Genomic DNA, 24,703 nt, shown 5'->3' with positions numbered 1-24,703 from the left:
CCTATCCTTAAATTCTATCTTTTATATCGGCAGGGAGAAAAAATGATTTAGCTTCGAATTAATGTAAATGATGATACAGATTTTGCCTCACCGGATATCATCAGACAATCAGCGGCATGATGAAGCGTCGCCCCTGTCGTATACAAGTCGTCGATCAATATGATATCCAGATTCTTTACTGATCCCTTTTCGGTTCTAAAAACCGTTTTGGGCTTGATCCGTTCTTTTCTGCTTTTTTTGGATTGTTTTTCATTTTCAATTCTGATCAAAGGATGCATAACGGGTCTTTTTAATAAGGAAGCAAGCCGCTCCGCCTGATTGAATCCCCGCTCCGCTTTACGTTCTTCACTGAGTGGTATCGGAACTAAAACAGCAGGAGTGCGGCGGCAATATTGATGGAAAGCATTGATAAATGAAGGAGCAAAAGCGAAGACCAGTTCAGCATCACCTCTGAACTTAAAACGGGCAAGGACTTCTTTCATGAAGGTATTGTAGATATAGACAGAGCGGTTTTGCCTCAAAAGAGAGCGGGTTAACGGATCAGCTTCCCATTTTACGCAGTCACCGCACAGTTCTTCGCTCTCTTGGGGGCGCCCGCACTTAGGGCACACGGTTCCTTCGATCCTGATAAAATTGTCTTTACATGCCCTGCATATTTTCTCTTCTGATCGTAAAAAGAAAAAAGCGCGCCATGAAAGAGAATGTAAAAGAGGCGCTTCACAAATTAAACAATACAGTTCATTCCCTCCCTTTTCGATTGCTTTCGCAAAGCGGGTTGTCATTCACCTTTCTGGCAGCTTCAGCCAAGGTAACGAGCATTGATGTATTTTTTTGTTTGTCAACGAGCTCTGCTTTTATGTAAGCCAGCTTTGACTCATCTGTTACATATTTCGGTTTTACTGCATTTAAAGCCAAGGCGAGCACATCCTCCCTGCACCTGCTGCACATACAACTCATGTGCAGCTGTTCGATATACTGATCAAACAACTCTTCCAAAACAGCCTCTTTAGCATTGACTAGCATCCGGCACCGCTCCTCATTTTATATTCATAGGTATACTTTACCATGAATATCAGACTAGTCAATCAACATTTCCTTTTTAGACAGTTTATTCATATGTTGAATATGACGTTGTGCCGCATTCATCGCCTTTGTCCTGCCGTGATGAAAGAAACAGACGTCTCCATCTGTGTGCTCGGGATGCCTGCCGGCTCTTCCGGCCATTTGGACAAGAGCGCTTTCCGAAAAAATCGCCGACTCTGCCCCCAATACTCCAACCTGCGCTTTTTTGACGGTCACTCCTCTTTCCAAAATCGTTGTCGTCACGAGCACCTCAAGCTTACTTTCCCTAAACCGGTTCACTTTTTCATTTCTCTCAGGGTCTTCGGAATAGACCCCTTCAGCGCGAAATGTTTCCTTTTTCAGCAGACTGACCACGGTTTTAAGAACAGGGACAGAGGGAACGAACATAAAAACCGGATGCTGCAGTTCTTTGTGCTTAAAAAGCCATTTTTTGAGGCGAAAAGGAACTTTTTTTCGTTTCAAACCCCTTTCCCAATTTCCGCACCAAATCAATGTAGGTTGAGGCAGCGGGCTGCGGTGGAATCTCGCGGGAATACGGACGGTGTGCAGCTTTCCGCTCTCAGCCCTTTTCTTCATATCCGCAGAAGGCGTGGCGGTCAAATAGATGTGTGCGCTTTGCTGTTTTGCCGATTTTTTAACAGCGTATTGCAGCGTGTTATCAATAGAATACGGAAAAGCATCCACCTCATCTATGATGATCACGTCAAATGCTTCTTTATAGCGGAGCAGCTGGTGGGTAGTTGAAATGACAAGCGGCGAGAGAGTTCCAACGTCTGAGCTCCCTCCGTATAAAGCGGCGATTTCCACCCCTGGGAAGGCGTGGCGAAACCGCGGAGCAAGCTCGAGCACAACGTCTGTTCTCGGAGTGGCGATACATACTCTCAAACCGTTGTTCAGCGCGAATTCGATCCCTTGAAAAAGAAGTTCTGTTTTTCCCGACCCGCAAACCGCCCAGATCAACAGCTCTTCTTTCCTGCGTATAGCATCGATAATAGATTTGGCCGCTTTTTCCTGACCGGCTGAAAGTGCGCCTTTCCACTCCGTGTAAACAGGCGCCCATTCATGTATGCCATGCTCACGCCAAGTCAACAGAGGGGTACACTCGCTCACCCTGCCCATCATGACGCAGGCTCGGCAGTACACGCAGGATTTATTGCACCTATAGCAAGGATATCGAGCGAAACATGAGCGCTCGTGCTGGCCGCACCTATAGCAAACAAAGCCTCTCTTCGTTTTTTTAATGCCTTCCTCCGTTTTTATCAGGCCTTCTTGGATGTGCCAATCAATGACAGGTTCCGGAAAAGGAAGTTCGCTTTTCAGAAGGTGGCGCTGCTCCATACATGACCGCAATTCACGGGAATAGGATGCCGGATGTTCGATGTGAATCACCTCCAATCTGCCATTCAGTATCTATCATCCATGTTTTCTTGTAAAACAGTCAAAATCTAAAAATCTCCCTCAAAAACCGTTGAAAAAGAAAAAATCTCCGTTTTGCAAAACGGAGATTGGCTTTTATACTGTATACCAGGCGATACCCATTGCTCCTTCACCAAGGTGGGTGCCGATCACAGGCCCGAAATAGCTTTTATAAAATTCGACATGTGCGTATTGCTGCGACAAATCTTCGATTATTTGATCGGCTTCTTCTTCACGGTTGGCATGAATCACAACCGCTCTCAGCGGCTTTCCTTTTTCGGCATCTTCGCCAAAAAGCTCAAATAAACGGTTCATCGCTTTTTTTCTCGTCCGGATTTTTTCGTAGGGAACGATTAGCTTGTTCTCAAAATGCAAAATCGGTTTTACTTTTAATAGGCTTCCGACAAAAGCCTGGGCGCCGCTCAGACGTCCTCCCCTTTGCAAATGTGAAAGGTCGTCAACCATAAAATAAGCCCTCATTGAGGTTTTCATATGATCCAAGTGGCGAATGATTTCTTCCGGAGCTGCTCCTTTTTCCGCCATCTCAGCCGCTTCGATCGCATAAAAACCTTGAGCCATGCAGCTGATTTCCGAATCAAACGGATACAGTTTAATTCCATCCAGCATACCGCTTGCTGATACAGCGCTGTTAAATGTTCCGCTGATGCCGCTGGAAAGGTGGATGCTGATAACCGCATCATATGTTTCTCCGAGCTTTTCATAGAGAGAAATCAGCTCGCCGTACGCGGGCTGGGATGTCGTCGGGAGATTTTCGTGAGCTTTTACTTCTTTGTAATAGTCCTTCCAGCTCATATCGATCTCTTCCCTGTATGAAGTCTCTCCAAAGATCACATTGAGAGGTATCATATAAATATTGTAGTGATCGCGCAGGTCTTTAGGTATATATGCCGTACTGTCTGTTACTACTGCTGTTTTCATGAAATAAACCTTCCTTATGAAAGATACTCTTTTCTATTTTAAAAGAAAAAGCAGCTTTTTTCATTATAAAGTTTGATTTTCTGCCAAAAGAAAAGACCTGCCTTATGGCAAGTCCATCTTTATCTCATTTCTACCCAGCCGTTTTTAATGGCTACAACAACAGCCTGCGTTCTGTCGTTTACATTCATTTTTTGAAGGATGTTGCTGACGTGGTTTTTAACCGTTTTTTCACTGATAAATAATGATTCGCCGATTCCGCGGTTGCTTTTTCCGTCCGCCAGCATCTGGAGAACCTCGCATTCCCTTCTTGTAAGAATGTGAAGAGGTCTCCGGATTTCCGGATACACTTCATGCTGAGCGTGAGATGATACACCGCTTGTTGCAAGTCGGCGGAATTCATTCACAAGATTATGCGTAACCTTAGGATGCAGATAAGATCCGCCTTCAGCTACCACTTTCACGGCTTCGATCAGCGTATCGGCATCCATTTCTTTCAGCAGATAGCCGCGGGCTCCTGTTTTTAATGCATGTGTAACATAGTTTTCGTCATCATGGATAGATAAAATAATAACCTTTGATTCCGGATACAAGTCGACCAGTTGTTTTGTCGCTTCTACTCCGTTCACATTCGGCATATTAATATCCATGATGACAACATCAGGATGGTAGTGCTCGACAATGCGAGCCGCTTCATCTCCGTCGTCTCCTTCGGCCACTACCTCAAAGGTAGGTTCGAAATCCAAAATCCGTTTGACACCTTCACGGAATAACTGATGATCGTCAATAATTACAATATTTACTTTAGTCACAAGCTACGCCTCCCCATTCTCATTGTTAAACACACCGCTTTTATGGTCAATATGTCTTTTGTCTCTATTTTACAATTATCTTTACAAAGACAGTGGAACTTTAATCAAAATAAATGTCCCAAGACCTATTTTAGAATCGATTGTCATTGAGCCTTCGAGCAAATCGACTCTTTCTTTCATACCTAGCAGACCGAAAGATTTGTTCTTCTTGCCTTTTACTTCTTTTAAGTCAAAGCCGTTTCCATTGTCTTTGATAATCAGCGTCACAAAATCTTTTGTCACTTCTACTTTAACATGAATTTCAGTTGATTCGGAGTGTTTTAAGGCGTTTGTCACTGCTTCCTGTGCAAGCCGGAATAGTGCAACCTCAAACCGCGGTGCTATTCTTCTCTCTTCGGATTCTCCGATGCATTGGAAATGAATCTTTGCTTTTCCATGATAATCTTCGATCGTGTTCAAGTATTTTCTGAGCGTCGGTATCAATCCCAAATCGTCTAAAGCCATCGGCCTTAAATCATAAATGATTCTTCTGACTTCATAAAGAGCATTTCTGACGTTTTGCCGGAGGTTTTTAATTTCCTGAAAGCCTTCTTCTGTTCCTTTGTCTCTGAAGATGCGTTCGATCAGCTCAGATCTCATCATGACGTTGGCCAGCATTTGCGCAGGACCGTCGTGGATTTCCCTTGAGACCCTTTTTCTTTCTTCCTCTTGGGCTTCGATAATCCGCAGGCCGAAGTCCTGTTTGGCCTGCGCATCTTCAAGGAGAACGCCAACCTGACGCAGATCCTGATTTAAATAGTTTAAGACGACGGTAATCTGGCTGACAAGCCCTTCTGAACGCTCGATGATTTCCTGAAGCCCTAAAAGGCGCCGTTCCAGATCATCACGCTTCTCTCTCAGCTGCTTTTCCCGCTGCTGGATCATCGTCAGTTCAACCTGCAGTTTGTGGGCTTTTTCATAAGCTTCGCGAATCTCTTCTTCACTGAATTTATGAAAGTTTCTGCTGACCTCTGACAAGCGGTTCCGCGCATGGCGGGCATGCACTTCCAGCCTGTCTCCAAGATCGATGACTTCGTTGACCTGCTGTTTAATCTGTTTCAGCTCTTCTACCAAGCCTTCGTATTGCTGACGGGACTGCTCTCCGATTTGAAAGACCTCATCCTTGCTCCCGTCAACCGTTTTTAACATCTTCATAATGATTGAATCTAAAACTTTGGAGTCCATTTTGGAAACACTCACCCATTTTCCCTCCGTAACAGCATTGTCATTTAGTTTTATCATAAATTTCATTGAACTGAAATTCGTGTCGAATTATAATGAAAGAATGCGTATTCTGGTTTTTTGGTTTTTTTATGGTTACCGATCCATTTCTATTTAATCATAACAAAATATGCGCCAAAATTCTAAGTCTGTTCGATATTTAGGAGAACAGCCGCATGGCTTGTCAGGAGGTAAGCAGGCATGCTGCAAAGTTATCTCACTGTTGCAGGTGAAGGGACCCATGAAATCGTGATTGAAAAATCCCGGTTTATATGCCACTTGAGCCGCGTCAGTACTGAAGAAGAAGCACAGAACTTTATCAATCACATAAAAAAACAGCATTGGAACGCAACGCATAATTGCTCGGCTTACGTCATAGGAGAAAATGATCAAATTCAAAAAGCGAATGATGACGGAGAACCGAGCGGGACAGCAGGCGTTCCGATGCTTGAAGTTTTGAAGAAACGCAACCTTAAAGATACATGCGCCGTTGTGACGAGGTATTTCGGCGGTATTAAACTCGGCGCAGGAGGGTTGATACGGGCTTACGGAAAATCCGTGTCAGAGGGGCTGAACCATGTCGGCGTTGTCGAACGAAAGCTGATGCGGGTCATCCACACCACTGTGAACTATACATGGATCGGCAAGCTTGAAAACGAGCTTCGCGAGTCCCCTTATCAAATAAAAGACATTCATTATGCCGACGATGTCGAATTTGAAACATATGTCAAGGAAAGCGAAAAACAGGCATTTACGGAATGGATAACCGAATTAACAAATGGCAAGAGTGAGAATAGAGAAGGCATTCAAGTCTATTTGGAAGAAGCTTTTAACAATTAAAGGAGAATCATCATATGGCTGAGCGTATTAAAGTGAAAGTGCGGAAAAAAAAGAATAAAAAGAGAAAGCTGATTAAACGGTTTATAGTCCTTATGCTGCTCGCACTTCTCGCAATCGGCGGAGTGGGCATATATAAAATTATTAACACGATTTCCGCTGCTGACGGCACTTATGATGAGCTTGCGCGCGGGGAGAAGTCAAAGCTCAGGGACGATGTCGTGAATATTCAAAAAAAGCCGTTCTCGATTCTTTTTATGGGTGTTGAAGATTATTCGACAAACGGCGAGCACGGACGGACGGATTCCCTGATTGTCGTGACGCTCGATCCTAAAAAGAAGTCGATGAAAATGCTGAGCATTCCGCGGGACACAAGGGTTCATTTGGCAAGCGACACAACCGGCACAAAAACAAAAATTAATGCGGCCTATGCAAAAGGCGGCAAAGATGAAACGATCGAGACCGTTGAGGACTTCCTCGGAATCCCGATTGATTACTATGCCACAGTCGATTTTGACGGGTTCAAAGATGTCATCGATGAAATCGGCGGAATCGATGTTGACGTGCCGTTTGATTTTAACGAAAAAAGCGATGTCTCCAAATCGAAGAGAATCTATTTTAAAAAAGGAAACATGCATCTAAATGGAGAGGAAGCTCTTGCCTACGCAAGGATGAGAAAACAGGATAAGCGGGGAGACTTCGGGAGAAACGACAGACAGAAGCAAATCTTAAAAGCCGCTCTTGATCAAATCTCAAAACCGCAAAACCTCGCTAAAATTGATACAATTGCCCAAAAAGCAAGCAAAAACATTGAGACAAATTTCAGAATCACACAGGCCATGGCGCTCCAGCAAATCTACAGCGGCTTTGCTGGCGATGATATTAAAACATTAAACATCACAGGACAGGATCTTACGATTGCAAATGTTTATTACTTTGAGCCTGACCAGCAAAACCTGGCAAACGTGCAAAATGAATTGACCCATCATTTATACCCGGACTCAACTGCTGATTCGAGCGGAACATCGTCTGAATCTTCCGCAACCGCTGACGGAACGGACAGCTCAGCTGAATCGCCTGCTGCTTCTTCTTATTGATCAGCTCAGTTGAATATTAAATTCATAATTGAATAAAATGAAGGGGAACTCTTTATATATTAAGGGTTCCCCTTTTTTATTAAGCTAATGTAACTTACGATTTGAAAAAGGCAAATGATTGATAACACTTTGCTTTAAATAGCTATACTGTTTTTCGTTGGTATCTGAGAATGCCTCGTCTCTATTTGAGGGAATATCCATATACAGGATGTCTTCTTTGAATTGAGAAACCGTTAAATCATATCTTTTACCATTGATAAAATTATAAAAATGCCACCCCTCGGGCAGCTTTGTTTTCCTTATTTCTCCGCCTAATACATCATTTACGACTAAGGCGGTTACGCCGCATTGTCCCTTTGCAGGGTTATCCTGACTCCATTTTGAACTTGAATCTGAAGATCAGGATTTATACAGTGCTTTCATTATTTGTTCGATTTGTCCAAGGTGATGATCATCCATAAAAAATCCTCCTTTTCATAGAGTCTTAATCAAGCAAGGACTAAACTTAAAAGCGTCTACCTTTTATGGGGCTTCCTGAGATGCAGCAATAATAAAACCCCTGGAAACCAGGGGTTTTTACGTTCATTAATTCCTCTTCACCATCCGCCTGTAAAACTTCGTAAAAGGCTTGTACTGCTCATTTACAAGGCCTGTCACCTCTGCGATGATCTGCATGAACAGGATTAAACCGAAGATGATGAAGATGGACACCCAGAGGGTTGCGGTTTTTAAAAGAATGGCACTCAGGCTGAAGACGACGCCGATTAAATAAATGACGATGACGGCTTTCCGATGGGACAAGCCGAAGGCCATCAACCTGTGATGAATATGCGATTTATCGGGAGCAGAAATCGGCTGCTTGTTTAAAATCCGCCTGATGATCGCAAATGTCGTGTCAAATATCGGCACTCCTAGTATAATGATCGGAATGACGACGCTGAACAGAGTCACGCTTTTATACAGCCCCAGCAGCGACAGAACCGAGATCACATAGCCCAAGAACAGCGAGCCCGTGTCTCCCATAAAGATTTTCGCCGGGTGGAAGTTATAGAACAGAAAGCCGACCGTGCTTCCGATGACAACCAGCGACAAAGAGAAGATCAGGATTTTATCGGCAGAAAAAGCCATGACGGCGATCGTCGAAAGACCGATGACGGATATACCCGCAGCCAGGCCGTCCAATCCGTCGATTAAGTTGATGGCATTGGTGATCCCGACGATCCATAAAATCGTCAGAGGGTATGCAAGCCACCCCAAATCAAAGCGAAGATCCCAAAACGGAATCGATAAAAATTCCATTTTCAAACCTGTACTGACAATGATGCAGGCTACTAATACTTGAACGATAAATTTAATTCTCGCGCTTAAATTGTATTTGTCATCTACAATGCCTAACATGACGATCATAAAAGCGCCGAGTGTAATTGCTGTTATTCTGTTTTCATAAAGGCCGCCGGCAAACGAACCGGTCAATACTCCTATAAAAATGGCTAAACCGCCCATTCTCGGCATTACTTTATCATGTATCTTTCGTTTATCCGGCTGATCCACGACCCCGGATTTGATTGCTAGACGTTTGACAAGCGGAGTAATAATTAAAACAGTAATGAGAGAGACAAAAAACGCAAGTATAGTGCGTTCATAAGACATAAGGAAGTCTCCTTTTTAAATGAAGTCTGGTCGTATAAAAGATCATACCTTTTCATTATACAATTTCATTATTTATTATAACAAGCTCCAGCCAAAAGAAACATCACGAATTAATATCCCCCGCCGCAAATTATGCATCTTTATTCAAGTTCAATTTATCAAGCATCGTTAAAAATAGATGATGCCAGTCTCTTTCACGTGCGATCTTTCTGCGCAGTTCCCCATGGGAGACATCATCATGCGCAAGCTCCAACTCTTCACACACCGCTGTAAATTCAGCGGGGTCGTTTCCTGTTAGATGACGGTAAACGTGTTCCTGTTCAACCTTTTCCGTTGAAGGGAGGTTCATACCGGCAACAGGCTTTCCGGCAGCCAAAAATTCAAACAGCTTTAAAGGAAATACCGCATTGTTATATGGCGACGGTTTATACGGCATGATGCCGATATCCACTACATTCATATAAGCTGGTACTTCTGACGGCGCAGCTGGGCCCGTCCAAATAACATTATCTTCTTCAAGAAGCGCTTTAAAATCTTCGTCTCCGTTTGTCCCGTCAGGACCGACAAATAAAAATGTCCACTCTTTTTTGGCTCCGGCAGCTTCTTTGACGAGCTTAAAATCGAGCTTCGGCTTGATTCCGCCGATAAAGCCGAGGACGGTGCCTTCCCTTCCGTTCAATACATCCGCTTTTTGCATATTTTCCGCAAACAAGCTGTACTCCACACCGTTTTCGATTGTAAAAACCGGCTTTGTCTCTCCTTGAAGCCGGTCTGTTACGTTTTGGTGCAAGTATTCGGAAGTGCAAAAAATCGTATCAGCAGCTTTGATGATTCTGCCTTCAGCTTCAAAAATGACCTTTTGCCTGAATCCTGAGACAAGGCTTTGGCTTCCGCTGATCGGTGCCGCCCACAGGTCACTGCAGTCATAGATGACCTGATCCCACTGATACAGCGATGACAGCAGCGGAAAACCGGGGAATGTGTACCATAAGCACACCTTTTCCCCTTGAACGTCTTCTTTCAGCCGGTCAAGCAGCGGCTTCAGCTTGCTTTGATAGAAAACATCCTTGTAGCGGGCAAACCTGAATATTTTCTTTTTCAAAAAATCTTTGACTGCAAATTGCCTGATTCCGTTGTCAAGCAATGTAAAAGTCTCGCGGGAAGGACTTTCAGACGGACAGACCCAAATGACTTCCTTCGTCTCCTTGCGGCCAGCCAAAAACTCAGCAAGGCGGTGCCTTCTGTATCTTAGCTGATCCTGCCCCCATTCGCCTGTCGCTACTATGACGTGTATGACTTGATCTGCTTTCACTTTCAATCACCTTTTCTGTCATGCCGTTATAATCTTTTCATGACTGCGTTCTTAGCGTAATGGAAAAAGCACCATGTCGCTTTCATCAAGTGAAGGCGTTCGATTTCCCTGTACACATACCAGGTTTTTCGCGCCGCCTTCCATTTATTACTGGAGATCGATGTTTCAACGATGCGGTATTCGGCGAGGGGTTCGTTCAGTCCATATGCCTTGAACCCCCGCTTTAATACGGACAGCCATGTCGCCAAATCCTGACGGGTTCTAATATTCGGCATCCGGATATCACCCGTTTGCTCTCTGTCAATCATCACCGTCAAACAGCCGATAATCGTATTTTTTAATACATCATCATATGTAAGGCTCACGGGTGCATGAATGGTTTTATGAAGCGGTTCGCCATCTTGGCTGATCAGCTCGTATGCCGTAAATGTGAAAGCATGCTGATGCTTCCTCATGAAGGCAAGCTGCTTATCCAGCTTTTCTGTTTTCCAAACATCGTCGCTGTCCAAAAAGGCGACATAGCGCCCTTCGGCTTTACTAAGCGCCGCATTTCGCGCCGCTGCAGCGCCTTGATTTTCTTTCAGAAAAATGGCATGGATCCGCTCATCATCTTCTTCATAGCGCTTCAAAATGTCTCTTGTCCCATCTGTTGAGCAATCATCGGCAATGATCAATTCCCAGTCGGAAAATGTCTGATTTAAGACGGACTGAATGGTTTTTTCGATAAATTCCTCCGCGTTATAGGAAGGCGTAATGACAGAGATTAAAGGTTTTTGCCTCGTCATGGTCCTGATCCACATCCCCAATTAAAAATTTAACGTTCTCTGAAAACTTCCGGAACGACAATGATAAAAAATGACAACGCTAAACCGATCAGTACGCCCAATACCGCTCTTTTTTTAGGCGACATGCCGGCAGCCTGGTTATCAAGCACGATCAAAGGCTCAATTTCTTCAGCAGCCTTCATATCAAGTTTGCTTGTTTCAAGCTCATACAAAAACCGCTGTTTATCAACTTTGGAATCAGCGCTGACTGTTTCGCCTTCAAGCGCCTTAATATTCTTTTCGATGACTTCTTCCCTTTTTGAGAACAGCGCCTTATCGCCTTCCATATAGGCATCTTTGATTTTCCCTAAAGTATCCAATGTTTCCTGTTTGTCAGGCCCTGTGTAGCTTAAGTTAAAAAGTGAATCCGTTCTGATTTCAATCGCCAGATCGTCTTTCAACTGCGCCAGGTCCTCTTCCGGCATCTCCGGGAAAATGTCCTTTAAAAAAGCTTCGTTTTTCAACAGCAGCGGCACTTGCTTTGCATTGTTGTACTTCGCTTCTCCATAGTTTCCGGTTGATATCGTTACAGTAGCCGTGTAATTAGATGGTGCAACGCTCCCCTTCGGCATAAAATAACCGACAAGACCAAGAATAAGAGGAAGCGCAATAATCGCCACAATATACTTTTTCACTCTACCAGCAATACGTTTGATTAAATTCATCACATGAATTTCTCCCTGTTTTTAAATTCGATTTTCAAAAATCACCTATACTGTTCGGTTTCATCTGTTCCGCTGATTCTAAAGGTATTAACCGTCGCAATCACAAGGGCGAGGAACACCCAATGGAAATATAAATTCGAGACGGAACTCGGACTGATGCTTGACACAAGGAAGGCGACGAGCGCGGCTGTCAAACCTTCAATAAGAAGCTTTGGCCGTCTTCCAAGCGATCTTTTATAATATCGGTAAAGCACGGTTATTAAATAAATGTACATCGTTAAATAACCGAGCATCATCACCACTCCAAAATTCGTCATGATCTCAACGAGCCAGTTATGAACCTCCACGACCTGGTCCGTATCGAACAATGCATGATGCTCCAAATAATAAGGCACATTGCCGGCGCCGACGCCAAATCCGTAAGTATCCAGCACATAATGCCCGGCGTTTTTCAACAAATTCGCCCTGGCGACATTGGATGGCAGCGGCTCGCTGAAATCGTGTGCTGTTTGCGGAGCCAAAAAGTATGTATAAAAAGCTCCGGTAATCTTTCCTGCAAACAGTGTGACAAAAGCGATACATCCTGCAGCTGCGGCGATGAGCGCCCATTTTTTAAGCACCTTCGGCAGCAAAATGAACGCATAAACGGCAAGTCCGGCTATCACTCCCAGAATGCTGGCTCTTGATCCAGTCAGGAAAATCAAGTAGGCCGAACAGAACGCAAGGATCAATCCCGCTATTTTTAAGTAGCTGTTTTTAATGTTTTTGAAAAAAGATAAATAAAAGAAAAAGCTGATGGACAGAAATGTCGCAAAGTCATTCTGATTGAAAAAAACGGATGTCGGATAATGCTGTTTATAGTGCGGCCCGTTATAAAGGGTCGAGCTCGGCAGGTGGTTGAACGTAAAGTGGTTGTAAAACCCGATGACCATTAAAAATACGGTCATGACCAGCCATATGTAATAAAACGCAAGAATACGATCCATTTTTTGAAAAAACATGACAATCAGAAAAACAAAAAACATTCCCATTGCCAATAGGAATAGATATTTTATGCCATCAGTAGCAGACTTGACCCAAAGCAGTGAAATCATTCCATAGCAGAACCAAAACGCGAAAAACATCAGAATGCCTTTGACATGCACCTGCTTCCACTTTTCAAGGTGCTGGCTGCCTTTCAACATTTCCGCTATGAATAAGAATCCTGCCAGAATCAGAAGAATTCGATATGGAAACAGGCTGAAAAAACCCAATTTAATCGTAAAAAAAGCATTGTTGGCAAAAGTTGCAGCGATGAGCAGATATAATACGGGCATCAGCAATTGCTCGGACGACAAATACTTCCGGAACACAATGATCAAAGCCAGCGCAATCAAAATTAGACATGCTAGCAAGACTTTTTTTGCATTGGACTGGGCCAATACAACGAATGCTAACCCTGCGGTCAATGCGGCGAGCCAAACCAGAACATTGACCGCGGAACGTTTGAAACTCATTTTGCCCCCTCCTTCCGCTTCTTTCTGGAAAAGGGCTGCCGACATCAGCCAGCAGCCAGCGATTTACGTATTCATTTCTTCTTTATAATATGAAATGGTCTTTTCCAGTCCTTCAGCGAGCGGCATTTTTGGTTCCCAGTTTAAAATTTTCTTTGTTTCTTCATTACAAAGTGTGCTGTGACGGATATCTCCCGGCCGTTCAGCTTGATAAATAGGAGACAGCACCGAGTTCGTTGCTTTTTTCATCTCTGCAAACAGCTCATTGACCGTGATCGAAAAGCCGTTTGAAACATTTAAACAAACGTTTGATTGAGCTTTGAGCGCCTTGACGTTGGCAGAAGCCACATCACCGACATAAATAAAATCGCGCGATTGTTCTCCATCTCCAAAAATCAGCGGAGCCTTACCGCTGGTCAGCAAATCGGAGAAAATCGATACGACGCCGCCCTCTCCTTTTGCGTCTTGGCGCGGCCCGTATACGTTGCTGTACCGCAAAATGCAATACTCGGTTCCATACAGATCATAGGCCAGCTTTAAGTAGTTCTCCACCGTAAGCTTCGTCAGCCCGTATGGTGAGCCTGGATTAGTTTTATGGCGGGTGTCGACAGGCAGATAATCCGGATTTCCATAAACAGCTGCTGATGATGCAAAGACGATCTTTTTCACGTTGCATTCACCCGCTGCTTTAATGATATGGAGCGATCCCCTGATATTGATGTTTTCATCATTTAAAAAATCGCTGACAGACTCCGCTACGCTTACTTGTGCAGCTAAATGAATAATATAATCAGGATCAATGCTTTTGATGACGTCGATAACTTCCGGCTTCGTAATATCCTGCTCATAAAAGTCAATCGGGAGACCGTCAATGTTGGAGCGGTGTCCCGTAGTTAAATTATCAAGAATTGAAACCCGGTAATTTTCTTTCAGAAGCTGTTCAGCAATATGCGAACCGATAAATCCGCATCCGCCTGTCACTAGTACTTTTTCCATTGATAACACCCCGCGTTTTATACTTTTGTTAAGCTTTTCTCTCCCTGTACTCCAGGGCGGCCAATTGAATGATAAATAAATCCTTCTCTTCTCATATCTTCAAGTTTAAACAAGTTACGTCCATCAATTAGAACAGGACGGTTTAAATATGTTTTCAATTTCTTAAAATCCATTTGTTTAACCTGTGGCCAATCTGTCAAAATGAGGCAAGCATCAGTGTCTTTTACAGTATCATACAAATCTTTGCTGTATATGGCCTGATCTCCCAATAAGCGTTCTGCCTCCGGAATTGCAATTGGATCGTATGCTTTAATATGAGCACCGAGGCTTCTCAGCATCGGAATGACATCCAGAGACGGCGCCGAACGCATATCGTTTGTATTTGGCTTGAATGCCAGCCCAAGAACCGAAATGGTCATGCCGTTTAAATCGCCGAACACATCAAGGAGCTTTTGCACAATGTGGGCGCGCTGCTTTTGATTCGTCTCGATCACGGCTTCAATCATTTTAAAAGGATAGCCGACTGACTTCGCGATTTGCAGTAAAGCCATCGTATCTTTAGGGAAGCAAGAGCCGCCAAAGCCGATTCCGGCTTTTAAAAATTTATTGCCGATTCTGCTGTCGAGTCCGACACCTTCAGACACCTTTGATACATCAGCCCCGACCCTTTCGCAAATATTCGCGATATCATTAATGAACGAGATCTTTGTAGCCAAAAATGCATTTGCAGCGTATTTAATCATTTCTGCACTTTCAAGGTTAGACTTGACGATTTTCGTTTGAAAAGGCTTATGAAGCTCTTCAATAATCGCAGCAGCCTTTTCGCTTGTCGCACCGATGACTGCTCTTTCCATATTCATCGTATCGTAAATAGCTGTTCCTTCACGAAGAAACTCAGGGTTTGAAACAACATCAAACGGATGTTTGCCATTGGTATGCTGCTCGATAATGGATTGGACAAGCTTTCCTGTCCCAACAGGAACCGTACTTTTGTTAACAATGACTTTATATCCGTTTAAATATTTTCCAATCGTTTCAGCAACCTCTTTTACGTATTTCAGGTCTGCCTCTCCGTTTGCTGACATCGGTGTCCCGACTGCTATATAGATAATTTCCGAATCTTTTATCGCCTTGGGAATGTCAGTTGAAAAGAACAAACGGTTATCATTCACATTTTTATCCACAAGCTCTTGCAGTCCGCGCTCATAAATTGGCATAATACCGGCAGAGAGACTCCTAATTTTTTCGGCATCTATATCACAACAGACAACCGAATTTCCAATCTCAGCAAAGCAAGTTCCAGACACCAGTCCAACATATCCTGTTCCAATAACAGCGATTCTTTTCAATATCATCATTCCCCTTCCTTAAGCTAACCCTTCAATCCAATAGCTTTATTAGGCGATGATTTTTATTTCTATCTTAATAAAAACCAGGCGTCTCTCTTCTCTTATATTTTTCATCATGGACGCAATGTTGCTGCTTTAAACAAAGCTTTTCTTAGATTTTATTCTAGATTTCTCGTACAGATTTAATTTTTTTCCCGACGCCATAAATTTTCATACTTCTCTTTTAATGCTTTAGCATTTTTACTTGCATCATAATGCTTGCACACGGTTTGATATAGCTCCTCAGTGATGTCTTCCCTCCATTCTCCCTCCTCCATATATACCTTAACCGCTTTTATTATATTGGAGACAGAGCGCGGCTTGATCAGCAGATGTTCGTGCTTTCCGAATAAAGACGGAACCCCTCCGACCGCCGTACAAAGCACTGGAACCTTGAGGGCGAGCGCTTCAATGACAACAGTCGGCATCCCTTCAGAATACGAAGGGAGCACAAACAGATCTGATGCAGCCAGATATTCTGATATCTCATGGTTTGCGACCTGCCCCGTCAATATCGCTTTTTCACCGGTGGTTTGACGGATGTGCTGTTTCTCCGGTCCGTCGCCGATGAATACAGCTCTGTAGCTGTCATCAAGCTGCCTGACCGCTTCTGCCAGCTCGACTACTCCCTTTCCTTTCACCAAGCGGCCGACAAACGTCAGCAGTTTTTTGTCTTTCGGCAGACCGAGTTTCTCCCTCAATTCAAGTGCTGAAGCGGAGGGTTTTTGAAACCGGTCCAAGTTGACGCCGATAGGAAGCACCGTGCTTTCAACACCGGTCATTTCTTTTGTTTTGGCTTTCAGCGCATCGCTGACAGCCAAGACTTTTGCTGCGGAATGCACAGCTGTTTCAAATGCTCGAAAAGCGCCTTTGCTGTAATGGGGATAAATATTGACATCGCTTCCGTGCAACGTCAGAACATAAGGAACCTTCAGCGTCTGTGAAACAACGGCAGCGGCACCCCCGGATGGCATCGCGAAATGGGCATGGATAAGATCCGGCGCAAGCCCGTGCTTCTCGATCGTCCTCACTACGGACTTGGCGATCCGGCGATGCGGCTGAGCCCATTTTAGCTGTCCAGGCAGAGCCGTATACGGCGGTCTGTAGACCGGGATGCCTTTTCTTTCTTCATATTCCGGGACTGTTCGTACTTGGCGGTATTTTTTTTTCAGCAGCCTGAGGGGAGCGGGGTTCACAGGCGATGGACATATGACCGTCACATCAACGCCCTGCATCTGCAGCGCCTGAACCTGTGTTTCATGAAAAACGCCTTCTCCCGGTTTTTGACTGCTTGGATAAACGCTTGTAATCCAAAGAACCTTCAATGATGAAACGCCCTTTCTGCTGTCATCTTCCTAATTGGGCCCTCATAGCCCGCCGGTAAAACTTGCTGACCAGAAAACCGTAAAAAATTCCGCTGATCCCGACGGAAACTGCCAGCTGAAGCATGGCGCCGTGAAGCAGATGTCTGCTGCCGACGCTCAAGACAAGAGCCAGCAATGCCATGAGCAGTGTCAAAGCCAGCGGTTTTCCAACGGTTCTGAAATATTCGCCCATCTTCAGCTGGATGACATATTTGAGAAGCCATCTGCCGATAAAGAAATTGATCAGGCTGATCGCTGCATAGGTCCAAGCGGTGATCGTCAAATCACTTGTTAATACCGCCGCATAAAGAGACAGCCCGTAAAGGAGCATGATCCCGCTGTCCCAATAAAATGCCAGGTCTGCTCTCCCCTTCGCCAGCAAAACTGATCCGTTCGGATTCATCAGAACCCTGAGCAGCCCGACAATCGCGAGGATGTTCAGAACCGGTACGGCCTGCAGCCATTTTTCTCCGAAGACGACTTCAACAAATAAATCTGAAACAGTCATCAGTCCGATCAGAAGCGGGAATGAAATCAGCGAGAGAAGTTTTGTCATATTTAAAAAGCCTTCGCGCAGCGTTTGGTTGTCCCCTTGATTTTTTGAGAAGACAGGAAACGCTACCCGTGTCACGATCGGATTGATTTTTAATACGGGAATCGTAATAATCTGATACGCCAGGTTATAGATTCCCAATGCTTCCACACCGAGAAACCGCCCGATCAAAATCATGTCGATATTGGCACCAAGTCTGTTTACAAGCCTTGAAGCAAGCTGAAACGCGCCAAAAGAGAAAAATTCTTTCACTTCCCCCAATGCAAAAACGAAAGAAGGACGCCATTTTTTTAAATATACAGCAAAAAACATGATGCCTTTAACTGAATTAAGAAAAACTTGTGACAATGCATAGGCCACGATCGGATCCATCAGAAAAACTAAAACGAGCAGGAGCACAAATGACAAAGCGGTGACACCCGCTTCTATTTTGCTCAGCATATTAAACTTCAGATCTTTTTGCAGCATATATTGATACTGCTGGCCGACCGGGGCGATTAAAAACATGACGGCCAAAATCCGCACAAGAAAAACCAGTTCGTCCCGCTGATAAAAGTCTGCGATGAACGGACTCAGGAAAAAGAGGCCGATAAACAAAAGGATGCCCGTTAGGATATTCAGCCAATACAAGGTCGATAATTGGCGTTCACTGATGTTCTCCTTTTGAATTAAAGCGGCCCCGAATCCCATATCGAGTACAATTTGTGTGAAAATCGTTACGGTGGTCAGCATTCCGACCAAACCGAATTCGGCAATTGTCATGATATTGCCGAGCAGTGCAAACTGTATAATTTGAATGACCGTGACGATCAAAGTTGAAACACTTGTCCATTTTGCACCGCTTAATATTTGTTTCGTAATGGTAGACATAGCATATTCCTAACTTCCTCGTATTATCTGGCTCCTTCGCCAGTCAATACTACTTTAATCGTTTTCAGCATAACCTTCAAATCGAGCAGAAATGTCAAATTCCGAATGTAATACAGATCGTGCACCAATTTTTCTCTCGGACTGATATCATAGCCTCCGTTCACCTGCGCAAGTCCCGTTAAACCCGGCTTAACGATTAAGCGGTTTTTAAATCCCGGAATTTCGTGGTGAAACTGAGCGGTAAACATCGGTCTTTCAGGCCTTGGCCCCACAATGCTCATGTCTCCGGCCAGCACATTGATCAACTGCGGAAGTTCATCGATTCTTGTTCTTCTTATAAAAGAACCGATTGCAGTGATGCGCGGATCATCCTTCTGCGCCCATTTCGCACCGGATTTTTCGGCATCGATTCTCATAGAGCGCAATTTAATCAGCTTAAAGTGCTTCCCGTCTTTTCCAACGCGTTCTTGGCGGTAAAAAGGCGATCCAGGAGTCTCTATAGATATCAAAATACAGAATAACAGAATCACCGGCAGTGTAATGGCGAGACCGATAAGTGATAGGACGATATCCATTGCCCGTTTTATATTCAAATACCGCACTGCTTTTTCAGATAGAGCACAAGAATAGATATGCTGGCTTGAGTATTCATTATACATTCTTAAGCTTTTGTCCATACTCACTGACATACACCTCACGATTGGTTTGGTTCTTCTTTGTGATCTCTGCGTCAGTGTAGCATATGAACGTAAACCCATTGTAAAGGGCTTGTTAAAGAGTATTAATTGTGTGATTTTTCGGTAAGTTTGTTTATTTTTCTTTAAACATTAATCACCGTCCGCTCCTTTTTTGTTGAATTAATGGAATAATCATACTATATTTTCAGGCAGAACGAAAATGAAAGAAGACACAAAAAAGGATAAGCCGACATCGACTTATCCTGGATCATCTGGATTAATAGTAGGCAACAATTCCGTCATAAATCGCTTTTGCGCCTTTTTCCTTATAAGTGGAGCTTTTTAGCTTGGTTGCATCACTTAGATTCGTGATGAATGCCAGCTCAACAAGACTGCTCGGCATCTTCGATTCCCTAATGACGTGGAAATCACCGATTTTCACTCCGCGGTTTTTCGTATTGAGCGCGGCATAAAGGCGGTTTTGAATTTCGGTCGCCAGCCTTTTGCTGTTTGCCGATTCATACGTTGTATAGTAGTATGTTTCGGTTCCTGATGCTAAAGGGGCAGCCGAGTTTGCATGGATGCTGACAAACAGATCAGCGTTGTTTGACTGCGCCTTTGATACCCGTTCTGAAAGGGTCAGATACACGTCGGACGATCTGGACATAATCGGCAGCGCCCCGCCATTTGACAGTTTCGTATTGACCAGTCTTGCCACGTCAAGATTCACGTTTTTCTCATATAAACCGTTTCCGACAGCACCGCTGTCATGTCCTCCATGCCCTGCATCGATAAAGATTTTTTTGCCGACAATCGGATTTTTCAGCTGTGACACGACATTAGATTTAACGGAAATCGTTCCGCCAAGCACGGTAAATGTCGACATATCGCTATTGCCGATCGCTTTTCTTGTTGGTGTCGGCAAAGATCCGGCATCAGTGAACAGCATTGGACGGTTTTGCTTTGCGGCCAGCACAGAGCCTGCCAACGCGTCGGCATAAGTGTAACCGTTGCTGATAACCGCAGCTTTAGCAGAGGAATAGTATTTCTTTGCAATATTTTGCGCGACTTCAAAACGGCTGCTTCCTCCTATTCTCGTAGGAGAAGGAAGCTGACTGTAAACCGATTTTGAGACGCTGATTTCTCCTCCGACAACAATCGTGGATGTTGTTCCTTTACTTTTCATCGCATCCTTTGTCGGTGTCGGAATAGAGCTTGATGTCGTTAAAAGAATCGGAATTCCATTTCTCGCCGCATAGGCACCGATCGCCATGCTGTCAGCATAAGCTTTTCCGTTTGCGATGACCGCTTTAGAAGTGCCTGGCAGCTTTTTCGCGATATTTTCCGCCACTTCATAGCGGCTTGCACCGCCGATCCGTTCTACAGTAGAAACACCGAGGCTTTTGATTTGATTGACAACGTTATTGCTGACGCTGATCGTTCCTCCGATGACAATCACCTTGCTCGGCTTCAGCTGACTAATTCTATTTTTTGTGGGAGTTGTCAAATTGGACGATTCCGTTAATAGAATAGGAGCATTATTTTTGTAAGCTAAAGGAGTGGCCGAGAGAACGTCTGCATAAGCTTTTCCATTTGCCACAACCACTGTACTCGCACTGCTCCATCCTTGCTTTGAGACATTGACAGCTACTTCATAGCGGCTCGCGCCGTCCAATCTTGTGACTGAATTAGCCGCGAACGCATTTGGAACGAATATGATAAGCCCCAACACAATGATTGGCAAGCTTCTTAGTAAAACCCGCAAAGATATCTCCTCCAATTTAACAATTATTGTAATCTCCCCTAAAACGAACAGAGGAGGCACAACGGCCTCCTTCTCCCTACCATTCTATTAATAAGTAGATAGAGTTGTTTTCGGGTAATAAAAATTCAAAATCGTTTTATAGCTTTGTCCGGCCGCAGCTCTGGCGTTAGCTCCGTACTGGCTCATGCCGATACCGTGTCCATATCCTTTTCCACTGAGAATAAATGTGCTTGTATTGTCCGACACAGAAGCATATGTGCTCTTCATGTTGCTTCCTCCAAGCATTGATCTCAACTGTGCCGTTGTCACGGTAATCGTCGCCGATTTTTCTTCCAAACTTCCGCTGGAAAGAACATAGCCGTTTGACTTTTCTTTTACAAAGTAAGAAAACTTCACTGTTGCTGCCTTCGGCCTTTGGCCGGCGGTTGTTTCACTGCTTAGCGTAACGCTTGAAATTTTCGTGACTTTTATCGATTCAGCGTTGGTGTACTTATTTTTAATAAACCAGCTTTTCAACCCGGATAAATAGGCGGAGTTTATTTCATTTGTGCTATTCCACCATGTGTCCGGACTTTTCAAATTTAAGCTGCTCTTGTTGAGCTGCGTCTTATTCAATGACATCGACCAGCTGTTCTGCGGATCATATGTATCCTTTTGCGCGGGTAAATAAGGAACCTGATTGCTCCATACTTCACCGCTCGCTTCTGTATATCCACCGTTGCTTGATGAATAAACGGCTGAAATTAAGCTGCCGTTGTATTTTAGAACTTGGCCTTTTGTCGCATTGACAATGCTGGATGTCTTTGAATTCCAGTCATATCCTCCATATACCTGAAAAGCCTGTGTATCAGCCACTGTTGTGCCAGTTGATTTAACTGAGTAGGTTCTGGCTGCCACCGCCTGGGCTTTGAGTGCTTCCGTATTCCAGCTGGCCGGCATTTCATGCGGTACAACACCTTTTAAATAATCTTCAAACGGAATATCAACATTGATCGGCCGAACGTATTTGCTTGATTCAATGGTGAAATTCATATTGCCCAGATAAGGCCTTCCGTTGATGCTGATGGAATTTGATGTCGAATATTTCTTCGGTTCCGCCGTAAAAGATGTCCCCAGTGTTTTTACAGCTTTATTGTTTTGGTAAAGCACAAGCTTTCCGCTTGATACATTGACCGAATAGCCGGTTCCGGCAAACGTATCCGCCAATTTATTTTTCAGCGTATCCGTAATTGAGATCGTACCGCCCAGCAGTGCAAAAGAATTGGTGCCTTTTTCAGCCAGAACATCAGCAACCGGCGATGGCAGGCTGTTCGATTCAACAAGCAGCAACGGACTTCCTTGCTTGGCTGCGAGAACCGATCCCGCCAAGGCATCTGCGAACGTCGATCCGTTTGAAATAAATACTTTTGAAGCTTTCATATTCAGCTGTTTCACGATATTGGCGGATACTTCGTATCTGGAAACACCGCCGATTCGTGTTACTGATGCTTGTTTTTTCAGCGTGTTTTCTACACCCGTACTGACACTCAACGGACCGCCGACAATCGTTACTTTGCTCGGGATTTTATAATCACTGCGGATATTATCGTCCCCTGCAAGCAATATCGGATACCCGTTCATTGCCGCATACGGCGCAATAGATAAGGCATCTGTAAATACCATTCCCGTTGCGACAACCGCCTGGCTGTAATTGCCCATACGGTTCGCTATGTTTCTTGATACCTCATAGCGGGTCGCACCACCGATGCGGTCGATCGATCCATACTTTCTCAGCGTGCTTTCTACATTTTTAGAAACGCTGATCGTTCCCCCGATGATTAAAATATTGTCGGGGTTGAGTTTAGCAATCTCGCTTTCTGTCTTGGGCGTCAAAGAATCTGAATCCGTCAGCAAAATCGGTGCATCATATTTTTTTGCCAGCGGTGTTGCAGAAAGAGCATCGGCAAACGCGTCGCGATTGACGATGACGACTGTGCTCGGATTCGTCCATCCCGCTGATGCCACGTTATTTGCCACATCAAACCGGGTACTTCCACCATAACGCTCTGTGGCGGATATTCTAGAGCCCGGTATTTCGTATGCGCCGGAAATATCGACATTAATGCTAGGTTTGTTGCCCAAATAATTACTTAGTTTCACCGAAATCTTTTTGTCAGCAGCCTGAGCGGATTGAGTAAACAGCAATGCCGCGGCTGCGACTGACGACAGAAGCAAAAGCTTCATTTTTTTCAAAACGTTAAGAACCCCCCCTGGTGCATTATTGCTTATTTTGTTTCGATGCTTTTCAGCTCCAAAACGCCATTTTCGCCTTTTGTATATTGGACTTCGACTTTTTTGCCTTCTTCAATGGAATTGACTTTGTCTTGAAGATCTTCATCGACTTGAAGCGTTGTTTCTTTGCCATCGATGTTCACCGCAATTGTGTGGCTGTCAGCCAAGCCCACGAATGAACCTTCTTTAGTAACGGCTTCTTCAGATGCCGCATTTTTATTGTCTGAGCTTGACTTGTCCTCCGATTGGCCCGAAGTGCCGCAGGCTGACAACAAAAGCAGCATTGATAATGTTAGAACTATGAGTTTTTTCATCTTCTTCACCTCTCCCTTTTTATCGACAAATTCCAACAGATTCTTTAATTATAGCGAAAAATTTTGCAGATTGATTGGTTTTTTTGAAACATTTTTCTAATGATTTCGTCTATCCAAAAGGACACATATAAGTTTTTGTTGTTTTCGAATTGTGAGAAACTTATAATCAAAGTAGACTATATAAAAGGTGAGGGCTATATGAGAGCTGAAAAGAGAAAGAAAAAGAAAAAAATTCTATATACCATTATCGCTTTGCTTGGAATTTTTGTCCTCTGCACAGGCAGTTATGCCTATTATTTATGGAATAAAGCGGCATCTACTGTAGCGAGTATTCATGAAAATATTAACAAGTCAAAAAAACGCGATTCAGCTGTTGACATTGATAACCATGACCCGTTTTCCGTATTGCTCATGGGTGTTGACGAACGCGAAGGAGATAAGGGACGCGCAGACTCCCTCATCTATATGACGGTGAATCCGAAAACGAAAACGACTGAAATGGTCAGCATCCCGCGGGATACGTATACTGAAATTATCGGTAAAGGCAAGGTGGATAAAATCAACCATTCATACGCATTCGGCGGTGTTCAGATGACGGTAGACACGGTTGAGAACTTCCTCGATGTTCCTGTCGACTACTTTATCAAAGTCAATATGGAAAGCTTCAGGGATGTCGTAGATACGCTCGGCGGCATTACCGTGAACAGTACATTCGCTTTCAACTACGACGGATATTCATTCGGCAAAGGTGAGATTACGCTGAATGGAAAAGAAGCGCTCGCTTATACGAGAATGAGAAAAGAGGACCCGAACGGCGATTTCGGGCGCCAGAACAGACAGCGTCAGGTTATCGAAGGAATCATTAATAAAGGCGCCAATATATCATCCATCACGAAATTCGGAGATATGTTCAAAGTAATCGAAAACAACGTTAAAACGAATCTCACGTTTGACGATATGTGGGATATTCAATCCGGCTATAAGGAAGCCCGCTCAAAAGTCATTCAGCATGAGCTGAAAGGTGACGGCACAAAAATCAACGGAATCTATTATTATAAAGCCGACGAAAGTTCCCTGTCCGACATTACAACCGAACTGAAAGAAAGCCTTAATAAATAAA

General features: G+C 44.1%; 22 protein-coding genes and 1 pseudogene. 3 read left to right on the top strand and 20 right to left on the bottom strand.

The features are described 5' to 3' along the window. Positions 1-47: 47 nt before the first annotated feature. The 6 genes from KI350_RS05800 to degS form a co-directional block, all read right to left on the bottom strand. Entirely contained in the window at positions 48-782 is a 735-nt protein-coding gene (locus tag KI350_RS05800) for an amidophosphoribosyltransferase (protein ID WP_059231009.1), read from the bottom strand. Continuing rightward, positions 739-1,023 (bottom strand): late competence protein ComFB, encoded by a 285-nt coding sequence (comFB, locus tag KI350_RS05795; protein ID WP_059231011.1) that lies wholly within the window; start codon positions 1,021-1,023, stop codon positions 739-741. The genes KI350_RS05800 and comFB overlap by 44 nt, the downstream gene beginning before the upstream one ends. A gap of 54 nt (positions 1,024-1,077) precedes the next feature. Beyond that, entirely contained in the window at positions 1,078-2,472 is a 1,395-nt protein-coding gene (locus KI350_RS05790; RefSeq protein WP_081303611.1) for an ATP-dependent helicase ComFA, read from the bottom strand. A gap of 123 nt (positions 2,473-2,595) precedes the next feature. Next, positions 2,596-3,438: a DegV family protein gene (locus tag KI350_RS05785; protein WP_059231013.1), complete on the bottom strand. Its 843-nt coding sequence runs from the start codon at positions 3,436-3,438 to the stop codon at positions 2,596-2,598. A gap of 119 nt (positions 3,439-3,557) precedes the next feature. After that, complete coding sequence (degU, locus tag KI350_RS05780) at positions 3,558-4,247, bottom strand: two-component system response regulator DegU (RefSeq protein WP_003185730.1); 690 nt, start codon at positions 4,245-4,247, stop codon at positions 3,558-3,560. Between the two features lie 81 nt (positions 4,248-4,328). Further along, on the bottom strand, positions 4,329-5,486 hold the full coding sequence (degS, locus tag KI350_RS05775) for a two-component sensor histidine kinase DegS (RefSeq protein WP_003185733.1): 1,158 nt from the start codon (positions 5,484-5,486) through the stop codon (positions 4,329-4,331). Positions 5,487-5,708: 222 nt separating this feature from the next. On the opposite strand from degS, the gene KI350_RS05770 reads away from it, so the two are divergent. After that, positions 5,709-6,347 carry a YigZ family protein gene (locus KI350_RS05770; RefSeq protein ID WP_059231015.1) on the top strand — a complete coding sequence of 213 codons (639 nt, stop codon included), beginning with the start codon at positions 5,709-5,711 and terminating at the stop codon, positions 6,345-6,347. Positions 6,348-6,361: 14 nt separating this feature from the next. Further along, positions 6,362-7,441 carry an LCP family protein gene (locus KI350_RS05765; RefSeq protein WP_059231019.1) on the top strand — a complete coding sequence of 360 codons (1,080 nt, stop codon included), beginning with the start codon at positions 6,362-6,364 and terminating at the stop codon, positions 7,439-7,441. 84 nt (positions 7,442-7,525) lie between these two features. Here KI350_RS05765 and KI350_RS22960 read toward each other — a convergent pair. From KI350_RS22960 to KI350_RS05700, 14 genes and pseudogenes are all read right to left on the bottom strand, one after another. Then, positions 7,526-7,900, bottom strand: a pseudogene (locus KI350_RS22960) (YunG family protein). A gap of 126 nt (positions 7,901-8,026) precedes the next feature. Continuing rightward, positions 8,027-9,091 carry a glycosyltransferase family 4 protein gene (locus KI350_RS05760; protein WP_065644252.1) on the bottom strand — a complete coding sequence of 355 codons (1,065 nt, stop codon included), beginning with the start codon at positions 9,089-9,091 and terminating at the stop codon, positions 8,027-8,029. 130 nt (positions 9,092-9,221) lie between these two features. Further along, positions 9,222-10,403, bottom strand: coding sequence for a teichuronic acid biosynthesis protein TuaH (gene tuaH / locus KI350_RS05755; protein ID WP_065644251.1), 1,182 nt, complete (start codon positions 10,401-10,403; stop codon positions 9,222-9,224). 26 nt (positions 10,404-10,429) lie between these two features. Then, positions 10,430-11,188, bottom strand: a complete 759-nt coding sequence (gene tuaG, locus KI350_RS05750) for a teichuronic acid biosynthesis protein TuaG (RefSeq protein WP_065644250.1) — start codon at positions 11,186-11,188, stop codon at positions 10,430-10,432. A 29-nt stretch (positions 11,189-11,217) separates the two neighbouring features. Continuing rightward, positions 11,218-11,892 (bottom strand): teichuronic acid biosynthesis protein TuaF, encoded by a 675-nt coding sequence (tuaF, locus tag KI350_RS05745; RefSeq protein ID WP_065644249.1) that lies wholly within the window; start codon positions 11,890-11,892, stop codon positions 11,218-11,220. A gap of 41 nt (positions 11,893-11,933) precedes the next feature. Then, a complete protein-coding gene (gene tuaE, locus KI350_RS05740; protein ID WP_065644248.1) occupies positions 11,934-13,388 on the bottom strand; it encodes a teichuronic acid biosynthesis protein TuaE in 1,455 nt (484 codons plus the stop codon). A gap of 63 nt (positions 13,389-13,451) precedes the next feature. Next, a complete protein-coding gene (locus KI350_RS05735) occupies positions 13,452-14,381 on the bottom strand; it encodes an NAD-dependent epimerase/dehydratase family protein (RefSeq protein WP_059231025.1) in 930 nt (309 codons plus the stop codon). A gap of 17 nt (positions 14,382-14,398) precedes the next feature. After that, positions 14,399-15,730, bottom strand: coding sequence for a UDP-glucose 6-dehydrogenase TuaD (tuaD, locus tag KI350_RS05730; protein ID WP_130627149.1), 1,332 nt, complete (start codon positions 15,728-15,730; stop codon positions 14,399-14,401). A 182-nt stretch (positions 15,731-15,912) separates the two neighbouring features. Then, positions 15,913-17,094 (bottom strand): teichuronic acid biosynthesis protein TuaC, encoded by a 1,182-nt coding sequence (tuaC, locus tag KI350_RS05725; RefSeq protein ID WP_059231029.1) that lies wholly within the window; start codon positions 17,092-17,094, stop codon positions 15,913-15,915. A gap of 22 nt (positions 17,095-17,116) precedes the next feature. Then, positions 17,117-18,556 carry a teichuronic acid biosynthesis protein TuaB gene (gene tuaB / locus KI350_RS05720; protein WP_065644247.1) on the bottom strand — a complete coding sequence of 480 codons (1,440 nt, stop codon included), beginning with the start codon at positions 18,554-18,556 and terminating at the stop codon, positions 17,117-17,119. Between the two features lie 23 nt (positions 18,557-18,579). Beyond that, positions 18,580-19,215 (bottom strand): sugar transferase, encoded by a 636-nt coding sequence (locus KI350_RS05715; protein WP_374706233.1) that lies wholly within the window; start codon positions 19,213-19,215, stop codon positions 18,580-18,582. A gap of 295 nt (positions 19,216-19,510) precedes the next feature. Next, complete coding sequence (locus tag KI350_RS05710) at positions 19,511-20,998, bottom strand: N-acetylmuramoyl-L-alanine amidase (protein WP_065644245.1); 1,488 nt, start codon at positions 20,996-20,998, stop codon at positions 19,511-19,513. A gap of 87 nt (positions 20,999-21,085) precedes the next feature. Further along, on the bottom strand, positions 21,086-23,230 hold the full coding sequence (locus KI350_RS05705) for a SpoIID/LytB domain-containing protein (protein ID WP_059231035.1): 2,145 nt from the start codon (positions 23,228-23,230) through the stop codon (positions 21,086-21,088). A 32-nt stretch (positions 23,231-23,262) separates the two neighbouring features. Continuing rightward, positions 23,263-23,583, bottom strand: coding sequence for a hypothetical protein (locus KI350_RS05700; protein WP_059231038.1), 321 nt, complete (start codon positions 23,581-23,583; stop codon positions 23,263-23,265). Between the two features lie 198 nt (positions 23,584-23,781). Between KI350_RS05700 and tagU the strand changes: the two genes are divergently transcribed. Continuing rightward, positions 23,782-24,702 (top strand): polyisoprenyl-teichoic acid--peptidoglycan teichoic acid transferase TagU, encoded by a 921-nt coding sequence (gene tagU, locus KI350_RS05695; protein WP_059231041.1) that lies wholly within the window; start codon positions 23,782-23,784, stop codon positions 24,700-24,702. Position 24,703 lies beyond the last annotated feature (1 nt).

This window comes from Bacillus sp. J41TS8 (assembly GCF_018333035.1).
GTDB lineage: Bacteria > Bacillota > Bacilli > Bacillales > Bacillaceae > Bacillus > Bacillus paralicheniformis.
Note: the sequence above shows the minus strand (reverse complement) of the source record. Positions and strands in the feature narration are given on the sequence as shown.